The organism is Caballeronia sp. LZ034LL, from assembly GCF_031451215.1.
Classification (GTDB): domain Bacteria; phylum Pseudomonadota; class Gammaproteobacteria; order Burkholderiales; family Burkholderiaceae; genus Caballeronia.
The window spans coordinates 85,156-111,152 of the sequence record NZ_JARUXR010000003.1; the positions used below are offsets into that span (position 1 = coordinate 85,156).

Sequence of the window (25,997 nt, forward strand, 5' to 3'; positions counted from 1 at the left end):
CGTCGATGGTATCACCGCGACCCGTATTGGCGCGTGGATGAAAAAGAGCCCGGCGCCTGTATGGGGCCGGGCTCCTTCGTGCCGCTGACGCGGGATCAGGCGGCAGCGACTGCCGTGCGTCGCGTGACCAGCGACACCGCGAACGTCACGATCACATTCACGACGAGCGCGATGATGCCGATGTACAGCGGCCAGCTGGCGTCGCCGGCATGCAGCACATAGACAGGCTTGAGTCCTTGCGAGATCGCGAGTCCGGTGCCGAGCACGATGCCGCAGAGCCAGCCGAGGAACAGCCCCGGCGTCGTCAGGCGGCGCGTGAAGAGCGTGAACACGATGGCGGGGAAGATCTGCAGGATCCACACGCCGCCGAGCAATTGCAGGTCGATCGCATATTGCGTCGGCAGGAACACGATGAACAGCAACGCGCCGAACTTGACGACCAGCGACACGACCTTGGCCGTCGATGCTTCCGAAGCCGACGTCATGTCGGGCGATACCAGCGGACGCCAGAGATTGCGCGTGAAGAGGTTCGCGGCGCCGATCGACATGATGGCGGCGGGCACAAGCGCGCTGATCGCGATGGCGGCGGCCGCGAAGCCGACGAACCACGACGGAAACAGCGTGCCGAACAGCGCCGGCACGACATCGGATGCCGACTTCACGTGGATGCCGGCTGCAATCGCCATATAGCCGAGCAGGGCGATCAGACCGAGCAGCAGTGTGTAGGCGGGCAGGAAGATCGCGTTCTTGCGCACCGTTGCGGCCGACGACGACGACAGCACCGCGGTCATCGTATGCGGATACATGAACGCGGCAAGCGCCGAACCCAGCGCGAGCGATGCATAAGCCGTGAACTGGCCGGGCTTGAGAATGATGCCGGTCGGACCGCCCTTCGCCTTGAAGTATTGATCGGCGGCGTCGAAGACGTGGCCATAGCCGCCCAGCTTGGCCGGAATCAGCCACACGGCGGCGATCACCACGATATAGATCATGATGTCCTTCACGAAGGCGATCATGGCCGGCGCGCGCAGGCCGCTGGTGTAGGTATAGAGCGCGAGGATCACGAACGCGACGATGAGCGGCAGTTCACCGGTCACGCCGAGCCCCTTGATGACGACCTGCATGCCCACCAGCTGCAGCGCGATGTAAGGCATCGTGGCCACGATGCCGGTAATCGCCACGGCTGCCGGAAACCATTTGCCGCCATATTCGCCCTGCACGTAATCGGCGCCGGTGATGTGGTTCTTCGCATGCGCGATTTTCCACAGCTTGGGCATCACGGCAAACACGAACGGATACACGATGATCGTATAAGGCAGCGCGAAGAAGCCGTACGCGCCCACCGAATAGACGAGCGCCGGCACGGCAATGACGGTGTAGGCCGTATAGAAATCGCCGCCGACCAGGAACCACGAAATCACCACGCCGAATTGACGGCCGCCGAGGCCCCATTCATGCAACTGGGTGAGATCGCCGCGTTTCCAGCGTGCAGCAAAGAAGCCGACGATGGTCACGAGCGCAAAGAACGCGATGAAGATGGTCATCGCGAGCGGATCGACTGGAGTGAGATCGTTCATTTGAGGCCCCTGTACACGACATAAAGCAGGAGCGACGTGAGCGGCACCCACAGGAACTGATACCAGTAGAAGAATGGGAATCCGCCGATTGAAGGACGGGTGTCGTTATAGAACGGCAGCCACAGCAAGGCTACGTACGGAATGAGTAGCGCAATCCACAGCCAGGGGCTGCGTGGCGCATCGTTATTGGGTTCCAAGACCTTTCTCCTCGTGAATCTGCGCTGACAAGAACTTGCCGGCGCGTCCGCGCCATTCGATTCGCCGATCGAAGCGAGTACCGCGCCGCCAACGGGTGCGCATTATCCGGGATATTCCGGATTATTGCCGGGAGCTTCAGAGAAGAGTTGAACGATAAAAGCTGTATTACTGATAGCTTTCTGTTGCGAGCAATAACCGCGAAGATTACAAAACAATTTCATCGCTAACCGATGCGCGCTTGCCGACAAGCATCGCGCGCTTGCCGCCAAAGCCGCGCACCTTGCGATATTCGAAACCGTTCTGAAGCAGCGCGCGCTTGACCTGGCCCGCGCTCGTATAAGTGGCGAAGCTGGCGTCGTCGCTTGCGATGGCGGCCAGCGACGCGAACAGCGCAGGCGTCCACATGTCCGGATTCCTGGCAGGCGCGAAGCCGTCGAGATAGATCGCGTCCGCTGTCGTGCCGTCCTGCTTCAGGCGCGGCATGACATCGATCACATCGCCGAAAGCGAGCGTGAGCGTCACTGCGCGTTGTTCCAGTTCAATCCGGTGAATGCCCGTCACGAGCACCGGCCACGCAGCCGCGAGCGTGTCGGCCAAGGGCATGACGGAGGCATCGTCGAAGATTGCCGCATGCGCGCGGCGCAGGTCGGCGGCATTGAACGGATACTTCTCCACCGAAATGAAGTGGAGAGCAGCGGGACGTTGAGGATCGATGCGCCACGCAGCCCAAGTTGCAAGGAAGTTGATGCCCATGCCGAAGCCCGTCTCCAGCACATTGAAGCGCGGCTTGCCGCGCCATCGTTCGGGCAGGCCATTGCCGTTCAGGAATACATGCCGCGCTTGCGACAGCGCCCCGGCGGCGCTGTGATAGATGTCGTCGTGACGGGGCGAGTAAGGCGTGCCGTCGTCGCGAAACACGAGCGGTGCCGGGACAAGCGGTTCGTGCATGGGCGCATCCCGATGGATCAGGCATCCGGCGACGGTTGATCGAGCGCAATGCCCAGTTCGCCGGCCATGCGCACGACCATCGCACGCAGTTGCACGACTTCGTGAGCCAGCCGCTTCTGTTCCGACTTGAGCGCTTCGAATTCCGAAGCCGAAAAGCCTTCGCCGCCTTGTGCCTCGCGTGCTAAAGGCTCGCTTGCGCTCACGCTGACTTCGCCGCACAGCAAGTGCATCCAGCGGCTTTCGCGCTCGCCGGGTACGCGCGGCAACCTGACGACACGGGGCGGCTCGTTGCCGGCCAGTTCATCGAGAAAGCTTTCCACCGACGATATGTCCGCGAACGCGTGCAGCCTTGCGCTATTCGCGCGCAGTTCGGCTGCTGTCTGCGGTCCGCGCAGAAAGAGCGTGGCGAGCAGCGCGACCGACTGGCTCGGCACGCCAAGCACGCGATTGACATTGTGTTCAAAGCGCGGCACACGGCTGCTGCTGCCCTCGATCACGAGGCTTAGCCGCTTGAGGCCGTCGATGGTCGTCAGCACTTCGTCTTCGCTGACGCTCATCACGGGAAAGCGCGCGGTCTTCTGATTGCAACCGGAGGTCAGGGAATTCAGCGACAGCGGATACGTGTCCGGCACCGTATGCTGTTTCTCGACGAGCACGCCGAGCACGCGCGCTTCGAGCGGGGTGAGTTCGCGCAACGCGGGGCGGGGAGCGGCTTCGGATGGAGTGTTCATGGCGTCGTTCGGCTTGCTGGAAGACGCCTATCATACCGGTGGGGCGCGCACCGTCTTGCGGCATGGACCAGGATGGCGCGTCGTTCTGGTGCATGAGGCGGCATCTGGTTTATCGGCTTAAGCGTTTTTACGAGGATCCAACCCGTTTTATCGATTGGCATTGAAGTTGCTTTTTTGTATTCGGCACTGGGCTGCCCACGCAAACGATGCGCGGTTCGATCGATCTTGTTGAGTCGACTTACCTGCGCGCATCTCGCTTCGAGGTCGCCTAACGGCGTGACCGGTATCACCGGCGCGCCGCGTCTTTCAGGCTCTTCAGGCATTGCGGGAGTGCAACCAGAAATATGAACGCCGGGGCACCGCCATCCCGGCATGCACTTCATATGGAAGACCGGTTATGACGCAAGCATTCTTCAACGAGATGTTCGAGCGCAACGATCTCGAAGCGCGAGGCATGCCGGCATCGGCGTTCCGCGCGGCGGGCGATCCTCGCACGCATTACCGCGACTTCATGAACTGGCTGACCGTGCAAAGCGAGCAGCAGATCGATATCAAGCGTGCGGAAGCCGATCTCAACTTCAGGCGCGTCGGCATCACCTTCGCGGTGTACGGCACCAGCGACGTGCCGGGCATCATTCCCGAACGCACGATTCCCTTCGACGTGATCCCGCGCATCTTTCCCGCCGATGAATGGCGCGCGCTCGAACGCGGCTTGCGGCAACGCGTGAATACGCTCAATCGCTTCATTCACGACATCTATCACGAGCAGGACATCATCCGCGCGGGCATCATTCCCGAGGCGCAGATTCTAGGCAATGCGCAGTATCGGCCGCAGATGCGCGGCGTGAACGTGGCGCGCAACATCTATGCGCATATTGCCGGCATCGATATCGTGCGTGCCGGACAAGGCGAGTTCTACGTGCTGGAGGATAACCTGCGCGTGCCGTCGGGCGTGTCGTACATGCTCGAGAACCGCAAGATGATGATGCGGCTCTTTCCGGATCTCTTCGCGCGCAATCGCGTCGCGCCGGTCGCGCATTATCCGGATCTGTTGCTCGATACCTTGCGCGCCGCCGCGCCCGCCGCTGCCGGGAATCCGACCATCGTCGTGATGACGCCCGGCATGTATAACTCGGCCTATTTCGAGCATGCGTTCCTGGCGCAGCAGATGGGTGTGGAACTGGTCGAGGGACAGGATCTGTTCGTCGATGACCATCAGGTCTTCATGCGCACGACGCAGGGACCGCAGCGGGTCGATGTCATCTATCGTCGCGTGGACGACGACTTTCTCGATCCGCTCGTCTTCCGTCCGGATTCGGCGCTCGGGGTGCCGGGTCTGATCGACGCATACCGGATGGGCAATGTATCGCTATGCAATGCGGTGGGCACCGGCATTGCCGATGACAAGTCCATCTATCCGTATGTGCCGGACATGGTGCGTTTCTATCTGGGTGAAGAACCCATCCTGAACAACGTGCCGACCTGGATGTGCCGCAAGCCCGACGATCTCAAGTATGTGCTCGATCATCTGCCCGAACTCGTCGTGAAGGAAACGCACGGTGCGGGCGGCTATGGAATGCTGGTGGGGCCTGCGTCGACTGCTGCGCAGATCGCGGAATTCCGCGCGGTGCTGGAGGCACATCCGGAAAAGTACATCGCGCAGCCGACGCTCGCGCTGTCCACCTGTCCCACTTACGTTGAAGCGGGCATTGCACCGCGTCATATCGACCTGCGTCCGTTCGTGCTCTCGGGCACTGAAGTGCGCATGGTGCCGGGCGGACTGACGCGAGTCGCGTTGCGTGAAGGATCGCTGGTGGTCAATTCGTCCCAAGGCGGCGGAACCAAGGACACGTGGGTACTGGAGCGCTAGAACATTCACTGACGAACGCTTGAGCATGGCACGCCATGCGGTATTGAAGACAACGACAAACCACCGGGAACACCCATGCTGAGCCGCACCGCGGATCATCTCTTCTGGATGGCGCGCTATACCGAACGCGCCGAAAACACTGCCCGGATGCTCGACGCGAACTATCAGCTTTCGCTCCTGCCGCAGTCCGACGAATACGCGGAACTCGGCTGGCGCGCGATGTTGTCGATATCGGAGTTGAGCGGGATCTATTCAGCGGCGCACCATGGCATGAAGAGCCGTGACGTGATCGATTTCATGGCGGCCGACCTGACCAATCCTTCGTCGATCATCAGTTGCCTGCGGGCCGCGCGCGAGAATGCGCGCGCCGTGCGCAGCTCCACCAACAGCGAGTTGTGGGAGTCGCTCAATACGACCTGGCTCGACGGTCAGCGCATGCTCGCCGACGGCATTCTCGAACGCGAGCCTTATACCTTCTTTGAATGGGTGAAGTTCCGCTCGCATCTGTCGCGCGGCGTGCAGCTGGGCACGCTGGTGAAGGACGATGCTTTTTATTTCATGCGTCTCGGGACGTTCATCGAACGCGCCGACAATACGGCGCGGATTCTCGACGTGAAGTTCGAGATGATGGAACAACGCGACGATACCGCTGCGCAACCGTTCGACTATCACCACTGGGTGGCGGTGCTGGGTTCGGTGTCGGGCTTCGAGGTGTATCGCCGGGTGTATCGAGATGTCATTACGCCGGAGCGCGTCGCCGGGCTGCTGATCCTGTATGGCGACTGGCCGCGGTCGCTTGCCGCGAGCATCGCCGAAGTCGAGCAGCTGATCGCGCACGTCACGAAGGGCCGCGACACGGATGCCGGGCGGCTGGCGGCGGAATTGAGCGCGGAACTGAAGAACGGGCGCATCGGCGACATTCTGCAAGCCGGATTGCATGCCTACCTCGTCAGTTTCCTTGCGCGCGTAAATGATCTGGCGGGTCGGGTGAGCCGCGAATTCCTGTTGCCGATTGCGCCCGAGCCTAAGCCTGAGCAGACCCAGTCTCAATCCCAGACGCAGCCGTTGTCGGAGCCGTTGTCGCAAACCCAGACGCAATCGCAGAGCAAGGGCTGAACGCGTGCCTCGGGGTTCAGCGCTTGGCGGCCGCCGCGACGACGCGATGCACGAAGCGCAGCTTGTCGACGACCGGCGGCGCGAGCGTGAACGGATAACCGTCCGGCATGCCGAGGCTGCGGTTCAGGCTGTTGAGCACATAGGTCAGCGGATACCAGCGCTTCATCAGGTTATCGAAGCTGGCGTCTTCGACCGGCGTCTGGTCGGTGAGCGTCGGCTCGTTCGGCGTGTCCGGCACGAGCGCGAGGCCGCAGGACACGGCCGTGTCGAGCGTATCGACGATATGCAGGTAGTGCGCCCAGGTTTCCGCCCAGTCTTCCCATGGATGCATCGTCGCGTATGCGCTGATGAAGTTGTCCTCCCACTGCGCGGGCGGACCTTCGTGATAGTGGCGGTCGAGTGCGGCGGCGTAGTCGGCCTGTTCATCGCCGAAGGCCGTGCGGTACGGGCCGATGCGCCCGGTATCGGCGATCAGCCGGTCGAAGAAGTAATGTCCGGACTCGTGCCGGAAATGCCCGAGCAGCGTGCGATACGGTTCGTGCAGCGAGGCGCGCGTCTTCTCGCGATGCGCGTCGTCGGCTTCGGCGACGTTGAGCGTAATGATGCCGTTGTTATGTCCCGTCATCACGCCGTGGCCTTGGGCATCGGCTTCGAGGAACTGGAATTCGAGGCCGCGCTCGGGGTCGGTCTGGCGCGAGACGACTTCAAGGCCGAGTTCGGCGAAGGTATAAAGCAGCCGGCGCTTGGCGGATTCGATGCGATACCAGAAGACGCGGTTATCCGGATTCGACAGATTGGGGATCACGCTGGTGAGCTGGCAGGAACAACACAGGGCATCCGCAGGCGTGTCTTCGTCAGTAGCGGGAACGACCCAGTTGCAGACGTTCTCGACGGCGTAGTTGTGGCACGGCCGATAAAGCTGATCATTCGCGAGCGGATGCAGACTGCGCCAGCGGCCGTCTTCGGTTTCGTCGAATGCGCTGATCTGATTGATCTCGGGGATGTAACCGAGTCGCGCGCCACACTTTTCGCAATGCGTGTTTTCGAAAAAAACAAGCTGATTGCAACGGTTGCAGTGGAAGGTTTTCATCGTGTGGCCGGTATGAGTGAAGCCGCGCGGGATGGAGAGGTGCGGGCGCTGGCGGCGGACCATGCGCAAGCTTTGTGCCGCGCAGGCCTCGCTGTACTGCCTGCGGCGTCATTCGATTTGAACAAAGGAGTGCGGTGTGTCCATTCGTGTCGCGTTGAACCATGTCACGCATTATCGTTACGACCGGCTCGTCGGTCTCTCGCCGCAAGTTGTGCGTCTGCGGCCGGCTCCGCATTGCCGTACGCCGGTCGTGTCGTATTCGATGCGCGTGGAACCTGAAGAACATTTCATCAACTGGCAGCAGGACGCGTTCGCCAATTATCAGGCGCGGCTCGTGTTTCCCGAGAAAACGCGCGAGTTCAAGGTGACCGTCGATCTCGTCGCCGAGATGGCCGTCTACAATCCGTTCGACTTTTTTCTGGAACCGGCCGCCGAAAAATTTCCGTTCGCTTATGCGCCGGAATTGCTGCACGACCTCGCGCCCTACATGGTCAAGCGCGAGCCGACGCCGCGCTTTGCGGCTTTCGTCGACAGTATCGAGCGCACGCCGCAGCCGACGGTGGATTTTCTCGTCGCGCTGAACCAGCGGCTGGCGAATGAAATCCGCTATCTGATCCGTATGGAGCCCGGCGTGCAGACGCCGGAGGAAACGCTCGAAACGGCGGCGGGATCGTGTCGCGATTCGGGCTGGCTGTTGGTCGAGGCACTGCGGCATCTCGGACTGGCTGCACGTTTCGTGTCGGGCTACCTGCTGCAACTGGCGCCGGACACGAAATCGCTCGATGGTCCGAGCGGAACCGAAGTCGACTTCACCGACCTCCATGCCTGGTGCGAGGTGTACTTGCCGGGGGCGGGCTGGATCGGCTTCGATCCGACTTCTGGCCTGCTGGCGGGAGAGGGCCACATTCCCGTCGCCTGCACGCCCGAGCCCGACAGCGCCGCGCCTGTCTCCGGCGCGGTGGACAAGAGCGAAGTGGCGTTCGATCACACGATGTCCATCGCACGCGTGCTGGAAACGCCGCGCGTGACCAAGCCCTACAGCGAAGAAGACTGGCAGGCCGTGCTGCGCATGGGCGAGCAGGTAGACGTGAAGCTGGACGAAGGCGATGTGCGCCTGACGATGGGCGGGGAACCGACCTATGTATCGGTGCGTGACCGGGATGCACCGGAATGGAACACCGACGCGCTGGGTCCGACGAAGCGTGCCTACGCCGTTTCGCTGATGGACAAGTTGCGCGCGCAGTACGGTGCCCGCGGCTTTTTGCATATCGGGCAAGGCAAGTGGTATCCCGGCGAACAGCTGCCGCGCTGGGCGCTTTCCCTGTTCTGGCGCGCGGACGGCGAGCCATGCTGGCACGATCCCACGCTGTTCGCGGACGAGCGTCAAAACGCGTCATTCACCTCGGACGATGCCGGGCGTTTCATCCGGCATCTTGCATGCAAGCTTTCGCTGGATGCGAAATACGTTCAGCCCGCCTACGAGGACACGTGGTACTACCTGTGGCGCGAGCGCCGGCTGCCGGTGAACGTCGATCCGTTCGACTCGCGTCTCGACGACGAACTCGAACGCGCACGCCTGCGCCGGGTTTTCGACGCCGGTCTGCCTTCCGTGACCGGCTACGTGCTGCCGATTTCCCGCGACGAAGGGCTCGCGTTGCAGCCGGGCGAATGGGTGAGCGGTCCGTGGTTTTTCCGCGATGAGCGCATGTACCTGATTCCCGGCGATTCGCCGATGGGCTACCGCTTGCCGCTGGAGTCGCTGCCCTGGGTTTCGCAGGCCGACTATCCGTGGCAGCACCAGCACGATCCGTTCGCTCCGCCGACGCCGCTGCGTACGGCAACGGAATTACGCATGCAATATGCCGATCTGGATGTTGCATCAGGCATGCAAGATACCGGCTCGACGGACTCGGTTGCCTCAGGCGAAAGTGGTAGTTCACCCGGCGGCGCAAGTGCAGGCCTTCCCCGGCGCGGTCAATCCGCCGCCGACACCCTTCGTACGGCGCTCTGCGTGGAAGCACGCGATCCGGCGCGCGCCGCCGGCCCCAAAGCGGAAGCCGAAGCATTCGAGAAACTCGGCAACGGCAACAAGCTGATCCACGTATTCATGCCGCCGCTCACCGCGCTCGATGACTACCTGGACCTGCTGGCCGCCGTCGAATCGACCGCCGCCGATCTCGCCATGCCGGTGATCGTCGAGGGCTATCCGCCGCCGCGCGATCCGCGTCTGAAGATGCTGCAGGTCACGCCGGACCCGGGCGTGATCGAAGTGAACATTCATCCGGCGGCAAACTGGACAGAACTGGTCGAGCACACCGAGTTCCTGTACGGGGCGGCCCACGAGACCTACCTGAGCCCGGAGAAGTTCATGCTCGACGGCCGCCACACCGGCACTGGCGGCGGCAATCACTTCGTGCTCGGCGGGGCCACGCCGGCGGACAGCCCGTTCCTGCGGCGTCCTGATGTGCTCGCCAGCCTCATCGCGTACTGGCTCAATCATCCTTCGCTGTCGATGCTGTTCTCGGGTCTCTTCATCGGGCCGACCAGCCAGGCGCCGCGTGTGGATCAGGCGCGCAACGACCAGGTCTTCGAACTCGAGCTTGCGTTCGCCGAGTTGCAGCATCAGCTTGACCGGCTTGGCGGACGCGACAGTGCGACGGTGCCGCCATGGCTCATCGACCGCATCCTGCGCAATATCCTGATCGACGTGACGGGCAACACGCATCGCGCGGAATTTTGCATCGACAAGCTGTATTCGCCGGAGGGCGCCACAGGCCGGCTCGGGCTGCTCGAACTGCGCGGCTTCGAAATGCCGCCGCATGCGCGCATGAGTCTGGTGCAGCAACTGTTGCTGCGCGCGCTGGTGGCGCGCTTCTGGGACACGCCCTACACGACGCGCCTGACGCGCTGGGGCACCGAACTGCATGACCGCTTCATGCTCAGTACCTTCGTGCAAATGGATTTCGACGACGTGCTCGCCGAGTTGCGCGAGGCCGGCTTCGCGTTCGAGCGCAGCTGGTTCGAACCGCATTTTGAATTCCGTTTCCCGCTGGTGGGTTCATACGACACCAACGGCATCGCGCTGACCATCCGCAACGCGCTCGAACCGTGGCACGTGATGGGCGAAGAGGGTTCCGCCGGCGGCACGGTGCGTTACGTGGATTCGTCCGTCGAACGGCTGGAAGTGCGCGCGCTGGGGTTGAACGGCAACCGGCACGTCGTGACCGTGAACGGCGCGGCACTGCCGTTGCAGCCGACCGGACGCGTCGGCGAATACGTCGCGGGCGTGCGCTTTCGGGCGTGGTCGCAGGCGGCGTCGCTGCATCCGACCATCGGCGTGCATGCGCCGCTCACCTTCGATATCGTCGACACCTGGACGGGGCGCGCCATCGGCGGATGCCAGTACCATGTCGCGCATCCCGGCGGACGCAACTACCAGACTTTTCCCGTCAACGCCTATGAAGCAGAAAGCCGCCGCCGCGCACGCTTCTTCGCGACCGGACACACGCCCGGCACGATGTCCGTCGAAGCGCGCGAGCGCAGCCTTGAATTTCCGTTCACGCTCGACCTGCGTTATCGTTGAAATGCATTCATCATTCAAAAGATAAGCGGGAAGACTTTGGCCTATCAATCGACCTTGCCCTTCGACATCGCCGCCGCCCGCGCCGATGCGCTCGCGCTGCTGCGCACGCTGCCGGGGCGGCCGGGGCACTGGGACGAGTTGCGCGATGCCTCGGGCGCATTGCGCGAGCCGTGGCGGCAGTTCTTCGATCTGCTGGGCGAGCAGGGCATCGCGCGTCTCGACGACGGCGTCGCCGCGGTGGCCCAGCAAGTGCGCGACAACGACATCACCTACAACGTCTATGCCGACAACGGCAAGCCGCGCGCGTGGTCGCTCGATCTGTTGCCGCTCATCATCGACGAAGCGGAGTGGGCGGGCATCGAGCGCGGCGTCGCGCAGCGCGCACGGCTGATGGAAGCCATCGTCGCCGATGTCTATGGTCCGCAGACCTTGCTGCAGCGTGGTCTGCTGCCCGCTGCGCTCGTGTTCGGAAATCCAGGCTATCTGCGTTCGGTGAAGGGCTTCGTGCCGCCGCTCGGGCGCTTCCTGCAGATCGTCGCGGTCGATCTCGCGCGTGCGCCCTCGGGCGAGTGGACCGTGATCGCGCATCGCACCGAGGTGCCGTCGGGTCTGGGCTATGTGCTGGAGAACCGGCTGATCGTCGCGAGCCTGTTCGCCGATCCGTTCCGCGCCATGCGCGTGAGCCGGCTCGCGGCGTCGTATGCGCAGCTGATCGCGACCATCGCGCAGGCCGCGCGCGCCACGATGCGCGACGACGAAGGCGGCCGCAGCAGCGCGGACGACGTGCCGCACATTGCGCTGCTCAGTCCCGGCCCGTTCAGCGAAACCTATTTCGAACATGTGTTCCTGGCGCGCTATTTCGGCGTGACGCTCGTCGAAGGCAAGGACCTCACGGTGCGTCACGACAAGCTCTATCTGAAGACGCTGGCCGGCCTGTCGCGCGTGCATGCCGTACTGCGCCGTCTCGACGACGCCTTCTGCGACCCGGTCGAACTGCGCGCCGATTCGAGCATCGGCGTGCCCGGTCTGCTGCAGGTCATGCGCGCGGGCAACGTGATGGTGTCGAACGTGCCGGGCGCGGGCTTCACGGAATCGCCCGCATTGAATGCGTTCCTGCCGGGCATCGCGCAGGCCCTGCTCGGCGAGACGCTCGAGCTGCCCACCGTGCCGACCTGGTGGTGCGGCGAGGAAGCGGCCCGTCGCGAGGCCTTCGAACGATTCGACAGCGCACTCATCGCGCCCACCTGGCCGGGTGCGCAGGCGGACCGGGCGCCGGGCATCGACGCGGGCGTGCAAGTGCTGGCGGACTGGCGCGAACGCATCGAGCGCGCGCCGGATGTCTTCACGATTCAGGCGCATCAGCCGTTCTCGTGCGCGCCGCGCTTTCACGATGGCGCGCTGGGATCGCGCCCGTGCGTGCTGCGCGCCTACGCGGTCGCCAATCCTGATGGCGGCTGGAGCGTCGTGCCGGGCGGCTTCACGCGGCTGGCGGCCGATCATCGCGCGACGGTGTCGATGCAGTTCGGCGGCAGCAGCGTCGATACCTGGGTGATGTCGAGCCAGCCGGGCAGTTCGGTATCGCTGCGTCCCACGCCGATCCGGCCCGGCGATCTTCGCAAGCATCGGACCGTGTCGAGCCGGGCTGCCGAGAACCTGTTCTGGGCCGGCCGCTACGGCGAGCGCGCAGAGAACAATGTGCGCCTGTGCCGTCTGCTGCTCGGCATGCTCGAAGGAAGCGATGCCGAGGAACTGTTTCCGACGCTGGCCGAACTGGCCGCGCAAAGCGGCCTGATCCCGTCGGGCGATACGCTCGCGCGCGCCACGCCGCAAGCATTCGAACGCGTGTTGATCGCGGGCTTGCCGGAGACGAGCATCGGCACCAGCATCGGCGGCAATCTCGCGGACCAGGCGCGCGTGGGCGGCGAGATTCGCGACCGACTCTCGACCGATCACTGGCGCGTCATTCTCGCGTCGCGCAACGACTTTCGTGATGCGCTCGTGCGTCTCGATCTCGACGAGTCCCGCGCCGAAGGCATCCCGCGTCTCGGCCGCAGCTACGATCGCGTGTTGCTGATGAATGCGCTCGAACATCTCGCGACCCAGCTGTGCGCAATCAGCGGCGCACAGGGCGACCGCATGACGCGCGACGAAGCATGGCGCCTGCTGTTCATCGGCCGGCACATCGAACGCGTCTCGACGATGGCGACCATCCTGCGCGTGGTCGCCGAATGCGGCACGCTGGCTTCACCGGCAGGCTTCGATCTGTTGCTGCAATTGTTCGACAGCACGCTGACCTATCGCTCGCTGTATCCGGGAAGGCTCGAAGTGCCGGCGCTGATCGATCTGATCGTCGTCGATCAGACGAACCCGCGCGGCCTGTACGGCGTCCATGCGCGCTTGCGCGTGAAGCTCGAGGAAATCGCGGCGGCGGCGGGCGGCGCACGGCGCATGCAGGCCACGCGTTTCGCCGATCTGCTCGCGCCTGCCGACGCCTTGCCGCCGCTCGCCACGCTGTGCGAGACGCGCGGCGACGGCCTCCATGTTGCGCTGATTGCGTTGTGCGACAGGCTGGTTGCATCGATGAGCGCTGCGTCCAACGAAGTGAGCGCGCGCTATTTCAGCCACGCGAACACGCCGGCCGCGCAGGTGTCGTCATGAACATCGGCATGCACGATACCGTGCTCGCGGTGACGCACCGCACGACCTATCGCTATTCGACGCCGGTGGAGATCGCGCAGCACCTGGCGACCATCCGGCCGCTGCACTGTCCGTGGCAACAGGTGATTTCGCATACAGAACGCATTGAACCAGTGCCGTCCTATGTGCATAGCCGCGTCGATGCATTCGGCAACGACGTGCTGTACTTCTCGCTGGACGCGCCGCACGAGCGTCTTTCGATGACGAGCGAAACCACCGTGCGCCTGACGCCGCGCTGGACCGCACTAGATCCGGATGCGACGCCACCTTGGGAAACCGTCGCGGAACGGCTGCGCTATCACGCAGGCGAAGCGTTTCTCGCGCAAGGCGAGTTCTGCTTCGCGTCACCCAATATCCCAATCGCGCACGCGTTTCGTGAGTATGCGCAGGCGAGCTTTCCGGCGGGCAGGCCGCTCGTCGCGGGTGCAATCGATCTGATGCACCGCATCCACGCGGATTTTGAATACAAACCGTCTTCCACATCGGTCGATACGCCGGCTTCGCGCGCGTTCGAACTGCGGCATGGCGTATGCCAGGACTTCTCGCAGGTGATGATCGGCTGCCTGCGCGCGCTGGGCTTGCCCGCGCGCTATGTGAGCGGCTATCTGCGCAACGATCCGCCGCCGGGACAGCCGCGCCTCATCGGCGCGGATGCCTCGCATGCATGGGTGTCGGTGCATTGTCCGCAGAGTGGTTGGATCGATCTCGATCCGACCAATGACGTGCTGGCCGATCTGGATCATGTGACGCTCGCCACGGGCCGCGACTATAGCGACGTGTCGCTGTTGCGCGGCATGATACTGGGCGGCGGCGCGCATCACATGGATGTCGCGGTGAACGTGCTGGCCTTGTAACGGCTCCTTGCGTCACTCGCCTTCGGGAAAGTCCGCGCCCACGGAAACCGCTTCCCAGCCGTCGAAGTCCTTGCGCAAGGCGTCGATCTTCACGCGTGCATTCGTCACCGCGGCCTTGCCGAGCAGCAGGCGCAGCGGCGGGTCCTTGCTTTCCACGGCCTGGATGATCGCTTCGGCGGCGCGCACCGGATCGCCGGGTTGCTTGCCGCTGTAGCCGCGCATCGTATCCGTGCGCGCCTGCGCGGTGCCGGCGTAATCGGCGATCGTGCGCGGCGCCTCGTTCGCCGAGCGTCCCGCCCAATCCGTGCGGAACGGACCCGGCTCGACGATCAGCACCTTGATGCCGAGCGGCGCCAGTTCGTGCGACATCGACTCCGACATGCCTTCCACCGCGAACTTCGTCGCGTGATAGAAGCTCACGCCGGGGAACGCGATGATGCCGCCAATCGACGAGACATTCACGATGGTGCCGTGCTTCTGCTTGCGCATCTGCGGCAGCACCGCGCGCGTCATGTCCACCAGGCCCCAGACGTTGATGTCCACCATCTTGCGCACTTCGTTCAGGTCGCTCTCCTCGAACGAACCGAAATAGCCGATGCCCGCGTTGTTCACGAGCACGTCGATGCGCCCGAACTTGTCTGTCGCTGCCTTCACGGCGGCCTGAACCTGCTCGGGCTGCGTGACGTCGAGTTGCAGCACGAGCGCGAGGTCGCCGTATTGTTCGGTGAATGCCTCGAGTGTCTTCGGATTGCGCGCGGTGACCACGGTCGGATAGCCGAGCGCGAGAGTCTTTGCGGCAAGATCGCGGCCGAAGCCGGTCGAGCAGCCGGTGATGAACCAGATGGGTTGAGTAGCGGGTGTCGTCATGGGAAGCATCTTCAGTTCAGTCAAGGGAATGAAAGCGTTCGGCGGGATGATGCGACGCAGGGCATGTTAGCAGGGGCGGTCTGTTTCGGTGCAAATGGTCCGGATGGTTCACCCCTGGCTTAACATGACAGGCAGCGCGATTCGCTGCATTGTTATAAGGTGCGAAGTTTCGCAGCATGCGCACGAGCATGCGCGCTCGCAGTTCCTTTCGCTTCGCAAGGAGATTCGCACGATGGATTACGTGAAACTGGGTACGACCGGCCTCGACGTCTCGCGGCTCTGTCTCGGCTGCATGACCTATGGCGTGCCGGAACGCGGCACGCATCCGTGGTCGCTCGACGAGGAGAAGAGCCGTCCGCTCATCAAGGAAGCGCTGGACGCAGGCATCAACTTCTTCGATACCGCCAATGTCTATTCCGACGGTACGTCTGAAGAAATCGTTGGACGCGCACTGCGCGACTTCGCGAAGCGCGACGATATCGTGATTGCGTCGAAGGTGTTCAACCGCATGCGGCCCGGCCCGAACGGCGCGGGCCTGTCGCGCAAGGCCATTTTCAACGAGATCGACAACAGCCTGCGGCGCCTGGGCACCGATTATCTCGACCTGTACCAGATCCATCGCTGGGACTATGCGACGCCGATCGAAGAAACCCTCGAAGCGCTGCACGATGTCGTGAAGGCGGGCAAGGTGCGTTATATCGGCGCGTCGTCGATGTATGCCTGGCAGTTCAGCAAAGCGCTTTATACGTCGCGCGCGAACGGCTGGACCGAATTCAGGACCATGCAGAACCACCTGAACCTGCTCTATCGCGAGGAAGAGCGCGAGATGCTTCCGCTGTGCAAGGATCAGGGCATCGGCGTCGTGCCGTGGAGCCCGCTTGCTCGAGGCCGTCTCACGCGTGACTGGGACACGACCAGCGCGCGTCAGGAAACGGACGCCTTCGGCAGCACGCTGTACAAGACCGACGAAGCCGATCGCGCCGTAGTCGAAGCCGTGGCCGCGCTGGCTCAGAAGCGCGGCGTGCCGCGCGCGCAGGTGGCGCTGGCATGGGTCGCGCAGAAGGCGCCGGTGAGCGCGCCGATCATCGGGGCCTCGAAGCCCGGTCATATCGGCGATGCGGTCGCGGCCTTATCGCTGAATCTCACAGCGGAAGAGATTGCTGCTCTGGAAGCACCGTATGTGCCGCACGCGGTGTCGGGATTCAAATGAAGCGCGTGCGGTAGAGCCAGGCCGCGCGGCTCATAACTGCGATTCGATCGGCAGCAGCCCGAGCATCCAGATGCCCGCGCGTTTCAGCGTGGACACCTCGGGCTCCGCGTTAAGCACGCGTGTCGTGCCATCGGCGGCGGTGTCGATCCAGACCATCCGTTGATGGCCGGCGCCGTCGTCTTGCCACTCGACGCGCCAGGCAATGCGGTCGATCTGCTTGCCGATGCCGTCCGCCACTTCCGTGGCCGCCTGCGCACTCTCGCAATACACGCCGATTTCCGTATTCAACTGCACGGAGCGCGGATCGAGATTCATCGAGCCGATGAAGATGCGCGTCCGGTCGAACACATAGGTCTTCGCATGGAGCGAAGCCTTGGACGAACCGAATGTGCTCTGCTTTTGCATTTTGTCTTCATTATTCGATGTGACGGGTTTGAGTTCATAAAGCGTCACGCCGGCTTCGAGCATGTCGCGGCGATAGCGCTGATAACCCGCATGCACCGCCGCCACATCCGTGGCCGCGAGTGAATTGGTGAGCACGGTGACGTGCACGCCGCGCGCGGTCATCGAACGCAGCCATTGCACGCCTTCGCTGCGCGGCACGAAATACGGCGACACGATCAACATGTCCTTGCCGGGCGCGAAGTCCAGCGCCTTGAATTGCGACATCAAATGCCCTTCGCTGTCGCCGGGCGCGCGGGTGATCTTCGCGGGATCGTCGTAGAGCAGCGTGGCTTTGCCCCATGAGAAGGCTTCATCGTGTGCCTGAAGCACGTCGGCCATGCGCTGGCGAACTTGCGCGACATAAGGCGAATGACGTTCCGCCAGCAGATAGGCCTCCAGCTTGTCGCGATAGCTTCGCAGCGCGTCGGGATCGGCGGAACGGCCCACGAGATGCTCGATGGGATAAGCCGCGGCCGAATTCCAGTAGAGGTCGAACGCATCCGACACATCGCGCACCACCGGTCCGTGCACGAGCACATCGAGATCGCCGAACGCCACCGTGCTCGACGCGCCAAAGTATTCGTCGCCGATATTGCGGCCGCCGAGAATGGCCGCCTGGTTGTCGGCGATGATCGCCTTGTTGTGCATGCGGCGATTCACGCGAAAGAACTCCATCGCCGAGCCGAGCTTCTTGAAGGTGCGGTTCGCCACCGGGTTGAAGAGCCGCACCTGGATGTTCGGATGTGAGGCGAGCGCGAGCAGGAAGCGGTCGTCGGCATTGGTGCCGAGGTCGTCGAGCAGAAGACGCACGCGCACGCCGCGATCGGCCGCCCGCATGATCGAAGCCGCCATTTCGCGGCCGGTCAGGTCGTCGTGCCAGATGTAGTACTGCAGGTCGAGCGAACGTTCGGCGCGCTCGCTCAGGATCACTCGCGCAATGAGCGCGTCCATGCCGTTCGGAAGCAGATGGAAGGCGTTGTCGCCCGGATGCGCTTGTTCGCTCGTCGAGAACGCCCGGCCCAGGGACGTGCCGGCGGTGTCGGTGAAGGCTTGCGTCTGCACGCGTCCCGCCTGCGGCGGCAGGCTGGCGCAAGCGCCCAGCAACAGCAGCGCCAGCGCGGCCAGCCATGCGCGCAGGCTCATCGCGGGCTCTCCGCCGCGCGATCATGCAGCGGCGCCGTACCGGCACGCCGCCTGCCTTCGCTGAGACGCGCGCGCACGAAGCCGATGTGTTCGCGCAGTACGTAGAGTGCATCGACATGGGCGAGCGGCATCTTGAGCGTGTTGAGCGACTCCTCGATGTAGTCGAGTTCGACGAGGAGCGTACGCCGTTCGTTTTCATCGACGAGCTTCATCGCGCCGCGTTCCACCGCGATCAGCGCGCCGTAGTAGCGATAGATGCGGGAACGCACGCGCCAGCGATAGAGCCAGGGCACGATGCGCAGCGCCGGAAGGATCAGCACCGCGACCGGCAGCAGCAGCACGAGCGCGCGGTCCGCAACATTGGCAAGCCAGAACGGCAGCGTGCGATACAGGAAGCTCTTGCCCGAACGATAGTATCGGCTGGCATCCTCGCTGATCGGAAACTCATGCGCGACTGCGCGCGGAAACTGCCCGGCGGGTTGCAGCAAGCTCGCCGTGCCGTGGACCTCCTGCGCGGCTTCGATGAGCAGATCGGACAGCGCGGGATGCAGGCTCGGCCGCGCGACCAGTTCGAGCATCGGGCTCACCAGATGCACGGTCTCGGGCGGAATGAGGCGGCCCAGGTCGAGTATGCCGGGCGGCAATTCGATGTCGTCCAGATATGGGAAGAGGCGCGTATAGGCGCGCGCTTCCGTGAAGTTCATCACGGAGATGCCGGGCACGCGCAACAGACGCAGCATGAGGTCGCGCGTCGCGGAGTCGCCGGAGAGCAGCACGGCGTCCGCTTCGTTGCTGACGAGTTGCGTGGCGGCCTCGAGGCCGTCGGTCGGAAGCAACTGCGTGTCGGCGCCCGGATAGATGCCGTTTGCTGCGAGCAGTTTGAGCGACAGCGTGCGCGTGCCGCTGCCTTCACGGCCGATGGCAATCCGCTTGCCCTCCAGTTGCGACAGCAGGCTGAGCCCCTTGCCGCGATAGAACACCACCAGCGGCACATACGACACGCTGCCGAGCGAGACCAGCTTCGACACCTGTTCCTTCGTCGCGATGCCGCCTTGCACGAGCGCGAGATCGACATGCTGTTGCGGATCGAGCAGACGATCGAGGTTCTGCACGGAGCCGTCCGAAGGCAGCACTTTGAGCGTGATGCCGTTGCGCGCGAGGATGGCCGCGTATTGCTTCGAGATGACGTAGAACGAGCTGTCGGGCTGGCCCGCACTCATGGTGATGGTGCGGGGCGGCGCGGGATCGACGAGCCAGTAGACCAGCGCGGAGATGATCGCAATGACCAGCACGACGGGGCCCGCGGTCCAGATGACGTCGTGCAGGACCCCTTTCGCGTGATCGTCGGGCAGGTGAGGACGCTTCATGCGATGTCTCGTCATGAGCGCTTGCTCGTGGTTGCCTGGGCGTCGGGGAAGACATCGGGCATGGCGTGCCTCTGCCGGAAGCGGCGTTGATCCGCAGTGTAACGCCTCGTGCCGGCAAAGCGACAGGGCCGGCGCACAGGCGTTCGAACCTCGGGTTCGCGGCTGCCGGTCATGCCCAGTGCGCAGGCACCCACACCGCGCCGGCATAGTGGCCCGGAATCCAGATGGCGCGGCGCGGTGCGACATAGATGACCTTGACCGGCGGCGGGGGCGGGGCGACATACACCGTCTTGACCGGCGGCGGCGTCGTCACGACGACTGCCGGCGGCGGCGGGGGAGGCGTCGTCACGACCACGGTCGCCGGCGGCGGAGGCGGCGGCACGATCAAGGGCGCGGCAACCACGGCAGCCGATCCCGTGACGACAGCCGTGCTCGTCGTGGTGACCGTGCCGCCGCCCGATACCGTCGTGACATGCGCGCCGTTCGTGGCCGTCGCGCTGCCCGACGTGACCACGACGCCCGGCGCCACGCTCGTCGCGCTGCCCGAATGCGTGACGGTGCCGCCGCTGGCCGTATTGACCGTTCCGGAGCGGTTGCAGGTATAGCCCGCGCATTGGGTCGATGCCGTATGCGTCGACGTGTTGCCGTTCGGACCCGTCACCGAGCCCGACGAGTTGTATTGGCCCGGCGCGGTGCGCGTGACGGTATCGGTGCCGGACGCGGTCTTGCCGTTCGGGCCGGTCGCGCTGCCGCTGTGCGTGCAGCTGCCGCTGGCGCAGCTCGTGTCGCCGGCATGCTGGACGGAGCGGCCGTTCGGGCCGTATGCAGTGCCGCTGTTGCTGAACTGTCCCGGCGCGGTGCGTGTCACCGTGCCTGAATTGGTGGCCGTGCGGCCCCAGGGATTTTCGACGCCGCCTGCATGCGAGCAGCTGCCGCCGCCGCAGGAACCGACATGCGCGCCCTGATACTCGCCGCGCCCGGTATAGGCGGTGCCGCCGCGCGCCCAGCCCGCGAAGGCGGAGCCGCTGCACAGCGTGAGCGCTGCGGCGGTGGCGGCAACGAGCAGGGTATGCATGCCGCGCTTCTGAAGACTTCTGTTTGATGCGAAAGTCGAACGGGTATTCACGGGATGTTCCTCTCGGTTGCCTGAGCCACGTTGTGTTTCGTGTGGCGACGGAACGGACTATAGAGGCAGCCTCATCCAAAGTCCCGCGATGACTTGTTTCACGCGATGTCATCGGTCGCAGCGGCCGGCCGCAAGGCGTCCCGACATGATTTCGCGGCTTGCGTCACACTAGCGGCTGCCGCGGATTCGCGCATTCGTCACAACAAAATCGAAGGCTTCATCATGTCCAGTTCTTCACGCATCAAGGTCGCGGTGCTCGACGATTATCAGAACCTCGCCCGCTCGATGGCCGACTGGTCGGCGCTCGAATCGCGCGCCGACATCACCGTCTTCAACGATCACATCGCCGAGCGCGAGGCGCTGCTCGAACGACTTCAACCGTTCGATGTGATCTGCGCCATGCGCGAACGCACGCCGTTGCCGCGCGACATCATCGAGCATCTGCCTAACCTCAAGCTGATCGCATCCACCGGCTCGGCCAATGCATCGATCGATCTCGACGCTGCGGCGCAACGCGGCGTTGAAGTGCGGCACACGGGCTATTCGTCCGCGCCGACGATCGAGTTCACCTGGGCGCTGATCCTCGCCATGGTGCGCGACATTCCCGGCGAGAACCGCTCGCTCAAAGAGGGCGGCTGGCAGATCGGTCTCGGCACCGAGCTTGCCGGCAAGACGCTCGGGTTGCTCGGGTTGGGGCGCGTGGGGTCGGCGGTCGGTGTGATCGGCCGGGCGTTCCGCATGAACGTGATTGCGTGGAGCCAGAACCTCACCGCCGAACGCGCGGCGGAGAAGGGGATTGAACGCGTCGACAAGGACACGCTCTTCAAGACCTCGGACGTGCTATCGGTTCACGTGCGTCTGAGCGAACGGACGCATCATCTCGTCGGCGCAACGGAACTCGGTCAGATGAAGCCGACCAGCCGCATCGTCAATACATCGCGCGGGCCGATCATCGACAATGCAGCGTTGATCGATGCACTGAAGTCCAAGCGTCTGGCAGGCGCGGCCATCGACGTGTACGACCAGGAGCCGCTCGCCGCAGACGATCCGCTGCGCTCGTTGCCGAACCTGCTCGCGACGCCGCATATCGGTTATGTGTCGGAGGAGCTGTATCGCACGTTCTATGGCGATACGGTGCGCAATGTCGTCGAATGGCTCGATGCCCGCGAGGGCTGAATGCAACGCCTATTGGCCCTGTGAAGGCGGTTGCGGATTGTTCGCGGGATTCGTATCGTACTTGCGGATCTCCGTGATCGCGTCGCTGGCCAACGCGTGGAGATCCGCTTCCAATGCATCGGCCAGGGCCTTTTCATAGACCTCGTCGCCGTTCACGTAGAAGGTGAACGCTTCGAGGTACTTCGCCTTCTTCGCGGGATTCTCGATGGTGTCGCGCGTCCATCGATACAACGGATAGCCTTCGACGCCATCCCGCTCCGCCTGCGCCACATAGTCCGCGAAGGCGTCGTACTGGCAGATCAACGTCGCGCGATGTTTCGCGAGCAAGGCGCCGAGCGGCGCGAGCTTGCCATCGAAGCGATCCTGACGCGCCATCGCGGCGCATTCAGGCGTGAGCCTGATACGAACCTGATACAGCAAACTTGAGTTCATGACGTCCTTTCAGTATTGAAAGCGATGGAAGCGCTCGCGTGCGCGCGCTGCAACTCTTGCACTACACTCCCGAAGCATCGCGCAGCACGCCAGCCCACGCCAGCCATCACCGTCTCTTCATTGCAGTTCTTCATCGCAGTTCTTCATTGCACGCGACGAACAGAAGGAGGGTAACAATGAGTCTTCGGCATTCGATGTACTGTCCATGTTGCGATACTCAACCGGCTGGCGCAAGCCGCCGCCGTTTTCTTGCGCTGGCGGGTCAGGGCGCCGCGGCGCTCGCGCTGTTCCCGCATCTCGCGTACGCCGATAACGACGTGCCGTCGATTCCCTACGGCTCCGTGCCCGATCCCGTGCGCTTGCCGCGCGACATGTACTTCGGCGAATGCTCGGGCGTCGCGGTCAATTCGGCGGGTCATGTGTTCGTGCTGTCGCGCGGCAACAGCACCGGGCCGGCCTATGGCGCGGCCGCTGCGCAGCTGCTGGAGTTCGACCGCAATGGACGCTTCGTGCGCGAGATCGGTCATCGTCTCTATGCGTGGTCGTTCGCGCACACCGTGAAGGTGGACCGGCAGGACAACGTCTGGGTCACGGACAAGGGCTCGGACATGATCATCAAGTTCACGCCGGAAGGGCGTGTGGCGATGGTCTTCGGCCGCAAGCAGGAAGCAGCGGATGAAGAGACCGCTCCGCTCAAGCATCCGAACCCGCCCTTGCCTTCGGAGCCGGGACGCTTCCGCCAGGTCACGGACGTCGCATGGGATACCTCGGGCAACACGTACATCAGCGATGGCTACATCAATTCGCGCGTGGCGAAGGTGGATCGCGACGGCAACTGGCTCAAGTCATGGGGCGACCGCGGCACGGGACCGGGGCAGTTTCATACGCCGCACAGCATTGCCATCGATGCGAACAACATGGTCTATGTCGCGGACCGCAGCAACCGCCGCATCCAGGTCTTCGACGGCGAGGGCAACTTCCAGCGGCAATTCACCATCGACGTGCCGGTGCCGCCGGATGCGCGGCCGGCCATCGGCAACATGCCCGATGAGGCGGCGCTTGCAGCAGGCACCTTCGCGCCGGGATCGCCGTGGGCCATCTGCATCTCGCCGGGTCCGAATCAGGTGCTCTATTCCGCCGATGCGTTCCCCGGCCGCATCTACAAGCTGTCGCTCGACGGCAAGCTGCTCGGCGTGCTCGGCCGCTCCGGCAAGCAGCTCAAGCAGTTCGGCTGGATTCACGAGATGGCATGTCCTGCCGAGAACACGCTGTTCGTCGCCGAGTTGCTCAACTGGCGCGTGCAGAAGCTGGTGCTGCATGCGTGATCATTGACCGGTGCGTCGCCTGGAACCCATCGACATGATGGGTTTGGGCTGTGCGTCGCGCCGGTCTTCGCGCCATGCCCGCAGCGTGTCGAGGGCCACCGAGTTGCGCACATAGCGATGCCAGACGAAGGCGAGATCGAAGATCAGGATGGCGAGCCACCACGCATAAAGAAAGAACAGTCCGCCGAGCACGACGGGCCACAGCGGCTTGCCCGCGAGATCGCCCCATAGCCTCACGCCGACGATGAGCACCATCATCAGCGTGCCCAGCGCGACGAGCACGCGCCGTCCCCAATGCGGTTTGCGCGGCGCTATCCAGCCGCTGAGCGCGCAGACGAGTCCGGCCAGCACGAAGACCGCTTTGCCGACGAGTGGATCCGCGACATCGCGATGGAGGATGTTAGCGAACGGGCTCGCGAGGAACGCGGCGACGCCGCTCACGAGGACGAACCAGAAGAGGAGTGCGCCGGCTGCGAATGCCGCGAGCGCGACGATGCGCCATCGCAGCCATGCGCCCGTGCGATGCGTGCCGCGTGCTTTCACCAGCCGTGGAATGCGTGCGGCGATGGTGGTGCCCATCAGCAGGCAAGCGAGGGCGAATACCGAGCGCGTGAGATAGATGAACTCCGGCGCCGTGCTGGCGGAACCGGCGCCCGCATCCGATGAAGCCGTGACGGCCTTGTAGATGAAGAACACAGCAAGAAGATGCAGGGCAAAGCTGAGCAGGTAGGGGATCGCGGTGCTGACGAAGCCGCGGGCGCGCCTGTTTCCCGGCGGGGTTGCTGTCTGCTCGCCGAGCACGACGTTGTCGATGAAGTGGCCGAAGACTTCGGAGTCGGTCCAGTAATCGGTATGCGCCTTGCCGGGCAGCCAGTAGCGCGAGAAGCCGATGTCGTCGGCGTGTTCGTCGAACTCGAATGCGCGGCAGCCATGGTGATCCAGGAACGCGCGCGCCGTGTCCAGCGCGAAGCCGACGGGATCGCCGTAATCGTAGTAGTTGCGCCACTTGATCTGAGCCGGCAGCGCGAGCGGCCCGCCTGGACGGTCGACCTGCGTGACCGTGTCGCCCTGTGTTTCGCTCCTCAGTTGCATGCCTTCCCATAGCTTGGGCCAGAGCAGGATGTGCTTGTCGATGGGCGAGCCGATGGTCATGAAGCCGCGCAGGCTTTGCACCCAGTCGGTGCTGATGACCTGCTTGCCGTCCTTCGGATCCGCCACGGTGGGCGTGGACAGCGCCTGCAGGATACCGAGGAAGCTGATCACGGTGCCTTCGCTGTGCGCGACGACGTAGACCTCGGGCGCGCACTGGCAACGCTCCGTGGCGAGCGCCACGAGTCGTTCCATCACGCGATGAAAGCGGAAGACGATGGTGTCGCGATGCTGCTTGAAGTCCGCGACGAGCTGCACGTCGCCGACGTAGTCGCGCAGCATCGGCGCGAGATCGAACTTGAAGATGCCCGCTTTCTCCGCAACGGCAAGCAGGCTTTGCATGACGGCGACGGTCTCGACGATTTCTTCCACCACGCCTGCGGCCAGCGAGAAATCGGCGGGCTCGAGCTTGCGTTCTTCGACGTTGAGCATGTAGGCCGCTTGCGCGCGGCTGACGATGGAAAGGCCCCAGGCCTTGCTCTCCTCGAGCGTGTCGTCCTGCTTGACGACCTCGCGCGGGATGTCGGCCCAGTAGACCTCGGCGAAGCCCAGTGCCGAGTAGAACTCGCGCTGCGCCGGCGTATAGGAGCCGGTTGCCGGGAGATCGAGCTGGCGCACGTCCACTTCGCCGACACCCGCGATATCGAAGTAGCCGAGCGGCATGACGGGGAGCGGCGGATCATAGCGCGCACCGAACTGGCTGGCGACCGAGCGCACCGTGTCGCTGTGCAACTGGTTGCCGATGCCGTGAATCGCAACGACGATCTTCTGCACGCGTGGTGCAACAGGCAGTTCAGCTGCCGATGCGGTGGAGGGTGAGGCGGACCATGCGTTGCCAGAGCCGGCTTGTGCGTCGAGGGATGAGGCGTTCATGTGCGTCTCCCGATGGCGTTGCGTCAGCGCTTCTTCGTGTCCCTGCGTGGTATGGCATGAATGGGCCGGTAGGGTGGGTCGCCTGCGTGCCCCGGCCGCGTTCGCGATGCTCGAAGGAGATTAGTTCATTTTCAAGACAAGGGGACGACTTTGGGCATGCGGGGCATACGCGGGCATTCGCGGGCTGACGCGGCGCCTTGGCATTTTGCGTGCGTAATGCT

Annotated in this window: 19 protein-coding genes; 8 read left to right on the top strand and 11 right to left on the bottom strand. The window is 63.9% G+C overall.

Annotated features, from left to right (window positions below; translation table 11 throughout):
- Positions 1-95 precede the first annotated feature (95 nt).
- The 4 genes from mctP to QCE83_RS21530 all read right to left on the bottom strand — a co-directional run bounded on the left by mctP (position 96) and on the right by QCE83_RS21530 (position 3,454).
- Positions 96-1,577, bottom strand: coding sequence for a monocarboxylate uptake permease MctP (gene mctP, locus QCE83_RS21515; protein WP_309815794.1), 1,482 nt, complete (start codon positions 1,575-1,577; stop codon positions 96-98).
- Positions 1,574-1,774: a DUF3311 domain-containing protein gene (locus QCE83_RS21520; RefSeq protein WP_309815799.1), complete on the bottom strand. Its 201-nt coding sequence runs from the start codon at positions 1,772-1,774 to the stop codon at positions 1,574-1,576. The genes mctP and QCE83_RS21520 overlap by 4 nt, the downstream gene beginning before the upstream one ends.
- A 205-nt stretch (positions 1,775-1,979) precedes the next feature.
- Positions 1,980-2,723, bottom strand: coding sequence for a tRNA (5-methylaminomethyl-2-thiouridine)(34)-methyltransferase MnmD (mnmD, locus tag QCE83_RS21525; protein WP_309815802.1), 744 nt, complete (start codon positions 2,721-2,723; stop codon positions 1,980-1,982).
- A 17-nt stretch (positions 2,724-2,740) separates the two neighbouring features.
- Positions 2,741-3,454, bottom strand: a complete 714-nt coding sequence (locus QCE83_RS21530; protein ID WP_309815807.1) for a YceH family protein — start codon at positions 3,452-3,454, stop codon at positions 2,741-2,743.
- Between the two features lie 397 nt (positions 3,455-3,851).
- Between QCE83_RS21530 and QCE83_RS21535 the strand changes: the two genes are divergently transcribed.
- Together QCE83_RS21535 and QCE83_RS21540 are read left to right on the top strand one after the other, a co-directional pair.
- Positions 3,852-5,324, top strand: coding sequence for a circularly permuted type 2 ATP-grasp protein (locus QCE83_RS21535; protein ID WP_309815810.1), 1,473 nt, complete (start codon positions 3,852-3,854; stop codon positions 5,322-5,324).
- A 75-nt stretch (positions 5,325-5,399) separates the two neighbouring features.
- Positions 5,400-6,440 carry an alpha-E domain-containing protein gene (locus QCE83_RS21540; protein ID WP_309815813.1) on the top strand — a complete coding sequence of 347 codons (1,041 nt, stop codon included), beginning with the start codon at positions 5,400-5,402 and terminating at the stop codon, positions 6,438-6,440.
- A gap of 16 nt (positions 6,441-6,456) precedes the next feature.
- Here QCE83_RS21540 and QCE83_RS21545 read toward each other — a convergent pair whose 3' ends face one another.
- Positions 6,457-7,530, bottom strand: coding sequence for a putative zinc-binding metallopeptidase (locus QCE83_RS21545; protein ID WP_309815816.1), 1,074 nt, complete (start codon positions 7,528-7,530; stop codon positions 6,457-6,459).
- A gap of 136 nt (positions 7,531-7,666) precedes the next feature.
- On the opposite strand from QCE83_RS21545, the gene QCE83_RS21550 reads away from it, so the two are divergent.
- The 3 genes from QCE83_RS21550 to QCE83_RS21560 are packed head-to-tail and all read left to right on the top strand — an operon-like array spanning position 7,667 to position 14,664.
- Positions 7,667-11,113: a transglutaminase family protein gene (locus QCE83_RS21550; RefSeq protein WP_309815819.1), complete on the top strand. Its 3,447-nt coding sequence runs from the start codon at positions 7,667-7,669 to the stop codon at positions 11,111-11,113.
- Between the two features lie 36 nt (positions 11,114-11,149).
- Positions 11,150-13,771, top strand: coding sequence for a circularly permuted type 2 ATP-grasp protein (locus QCE83_RS21555; RefSeq protein WP_309815822.1), 2,622 nt, complete (start codon positions 11,150-11,152; stop codon positions 13,769-13,771).
- A complete protein-coding gene (locus QCE83_RS21560) occupies positions 13,768-14,664 on the top strand; it encodes a transglutaminase family protein (protein WP_309815826.1) in 897 nt (298 codons plus the stop codon). Before QCE83_RS21555 ends, QCE83_RS21560 begins: the two co-directional genes overlap by 4 nt.
- A gap of 12 nt (positions 14,665-14,676) precedes the next feature.
- Here the strand turns inward: QCE83_RS21560 and QCE83_RS21565 are convergent, their stop codons facing one another.
- Positions 14,677-15,531 carry an oxidoreductase gene (locus QCE83_RS21565; protein ID WP_309815829.1) on the bottom strand — a complete coding sequence of 285 codons (855 nt, stop codon included), beginning with the start codon at positions 15,529-15,531 and terminating at the stop codon, positions 14,677-14,679.
- A gap of 232 nt (positions 15,532-15,763) precedes the next feature.
- On the opposite strand from QCE83_RS21565, the gene QCE83_RS21570 reads away from it, so the two are divergent.
- Entirely contained in the window at positions 15,764-16,741 is a 978-nt protein-coding gene (locus tag QCE83_RS21570) for an aldo/keto reductase (protein WP_309815832.1), read from the top strand.
- A gap of 30 nt (positions 16,742-16,771) precedes the next feature.
- On the opposite strand, the gene QCE83_RS21575 is transcribed toward QCE83_RS21570, so the two are convergent.
- The 3 genes from QCE83_RS21575 to QCE83_RS21585 form a co-directional block, all read right to left on the bottom strand.
- Positions 16,772-18,328 carry a phospholipase D family protein gene (locus QCE83_RS21575; protein WP_309815834.1) on the bottom strand — a complete coding sequence of 519 codons (1,557 nt, stop codon included), beginning with the start codon at positions 18,326-18,328 and terminating at the stop codon, positions 16,772-16,774.
- Positions 18,325-19,710: a TAXI family TRAP transporter solute-binding subunit gene (locus QCE83_RS21580; RefSeq protein WP_404985282.1), complete on the bottom strand. Its 1,386-nt coding sequence runs from the start codon at positions 19,708-19,710 to the stop codon at positions 18,325-18,327. The genes QCE83_RS21575 and QCE83_RS21580 overlap by 4 nt, the downstream gene beginning before the upstream one ends.
- A gap of 154 nt (positions 19,711-19,864) precedes the next feature.
- A complete protein-coding gene (locus QCE83_RS21585) occupies positions 19,865-20,770 on the bottom strand; it encodes a hypothetical protein (protein WP_309815839.1) in 906 nt (301 codons plus the stop codon).
- Between the two features lie 273 nt (positions 20,771-21,043).
- On the opposite strand from QCE83_RS21585, the gene QCE83_RS21590 reads away from it, so the two are divergent.
- Positions 21,044-21,997 (top strand): D-2-hydroxyacid dehydrogenase family protein, encoded by a 954-nt coding sequence (locus tag QCE83_RS21590; protein WP_309815842.1) that lies wholly within the window; start codon positions 21,044-21,046, stop codon positions 21,995-21,997.
- Between the two features lie 9 nt (positions 21,998-22,006).
- Here the strand turns inward: QCE83_RS21590 and QCE83_RS21595 are convergent, their stop codons facing one another.
- The gene (locus tag QCE83_RS21595; RefSeq protein WP_309815845.1) at positions 22,007-22,429 is read right to left on the bottom strand and encodes a hypothetical protein; all 423 of its coding nucleotides are present in this window, start codon (positions 22,427-22,429) and stop codon (positions 22,007-22,009) included.
- Positions 22,430-22,605: 176 nt separating this feature from the next.
- Between QCE83_RS21595 and QCE83_RS21600 the strand changes: the two genes are divergently transcribed.
- Positions 22,606-23,754 (top strand): peptidyl-alpha-hydroxyglycine alpha-amidating lyase family protein, encoded by a 1,149-nt coding sequence (locus tag QCE83_RS21600; protein ID WP_309815848.1) that lies wholly within the window; start codon positions 22,606-22,608, stop codon positions 23,752-23,754.
- Here QCE83_RS21600 and QCE83_RS21605 read toward each other — a convergent pair whose 3' ends face one another.
- Complete coding sequence (locus QCE83_RS21605; RefSeq protein ID WP_309815852.1) at positions 23,755-25,776, bottom strand: MFS transporter; 2,022 nt, start codon at positions 25,774-25,776, stop codon at positions 23,755-23,757.
- Positions 25,777-25,997 lie beyond the last annotated feature (221 nt).

Excerpts from the sequence above, each read along its gene's own strand:
- mctP (WP_309815794.1), bottom strand. The coding sequence starts at position 1,577 with ATGAACGATCTCACTCCAGTCGATCCGCTCGCGATGACCATCTTCATC.
- mnmD (WP_309815802.1), bottom strand. The coding sequence starts at position 2,723 with ATGCACGAACCGCTTGTCCCGGCACCGCTCGTGTTTCGCGACGACGGC.
- QCE83_RS21530 (WP_309815807.1), bottom strand. The coding sequence starts at position 3,454 with ATGAACACTCCATCCGAAGCCGCTCCCCGCCCCGCGTTGCGCGAACTC.
- QCE83_RS21535 (WP_309815810.1), top strand. The coding sequence starts at position 3,852 with ATGACGCAAGCATTCTTCAACGAGATGTTCGAGCGCAACGATCTCGAA.
- QCE83_RS21540 (WP_309815813.1), top strand. The coding sequence starts at position 5,400 with ATGCTGAGCCGCACCGCGGATCATCTCTTCTGGATGGCGCGCTATACC.
- QCE83_RS21545 (WP_309815816.1), bottom strand. The coding sequence starts at position 7,530 with ATGAAAACCTTCCACTGCAACCGTTGCAATCAGCTTGTTTTTTTCGAA.
- QCE83_RS21560 (WP_309815826.1), top strand. The coding sequence starts at position 13,768 with ATGAACATCGGCATGCACGATACCGTGCTCGCGGTGACGCACCGCACG.
- QCE83_RS21565 (WP_309815829.1), bottom strand. The coding sequence starts at position 15,531 with ATGACGACACCCGCTACTCAACCCATCTGGTTCATCACCGGCTGCTCG.
- QCE83_RS21570 (WP_309815832.1), top strand. The coding sequence starts at position 15,764 with ATGGATTACGTGAAACTGGGTACGACCGGCCTCGACGTCTCGCGGCTC.
- QCE83_RS21575 (WP_309815834.1), bottom strand. The coding sequence starts at position 18,328 with ATGAGCCTGCGCGCATGGCTGGCCGCGCTGGCGCTGCTGTTGCTGGGC.
- QCE83_RS21580 (WP_404985282.1), bottom strand. The coding sequence starts at position 19,710 with ATGACGAGACATCGCATGAAGCGTCCTCACCTGCCCGACGATCACGCG.
- QCE83_RS21585 (WP_309815839.1), bottom strand. The coding sequence starts at position 20,770 with ATGCATACCCTGCTCGTTGCCGCCACCGCCGCAGCGCTCACGCTGTGC.
- QCE83_RS21590 (WP_309815842.1), top strand. The coding sequence starts at position 21,044 with ATGTCCAGTTCTTCACGCATCAAGGTCGCGGTGCTCGACGATTATCAG.
- QCE83_RS21595 (WP_309815845.1), bottom strand. The coding sequence starts at position 22,429 with ATGAACTCAAGTTTGCTGTATCAGGTTCGTATCAGGCTCACGCCTGAA.
- QCE83_RS21600 (WP_309815848.1), top strand. The coding sequence starts at position 22,606 with ATGAGTCTTCGGCATTCGATGTACTGTCCATGTTGCGATACTCAACCG.
- QCE83_RS21605 (WP_309815852.1), bottom strand. The coding sequence starts at position 25,776 with ATGAACGCCTCATCCCTCGACGCACAAGCCGGCTCTGGCAACGCATGG.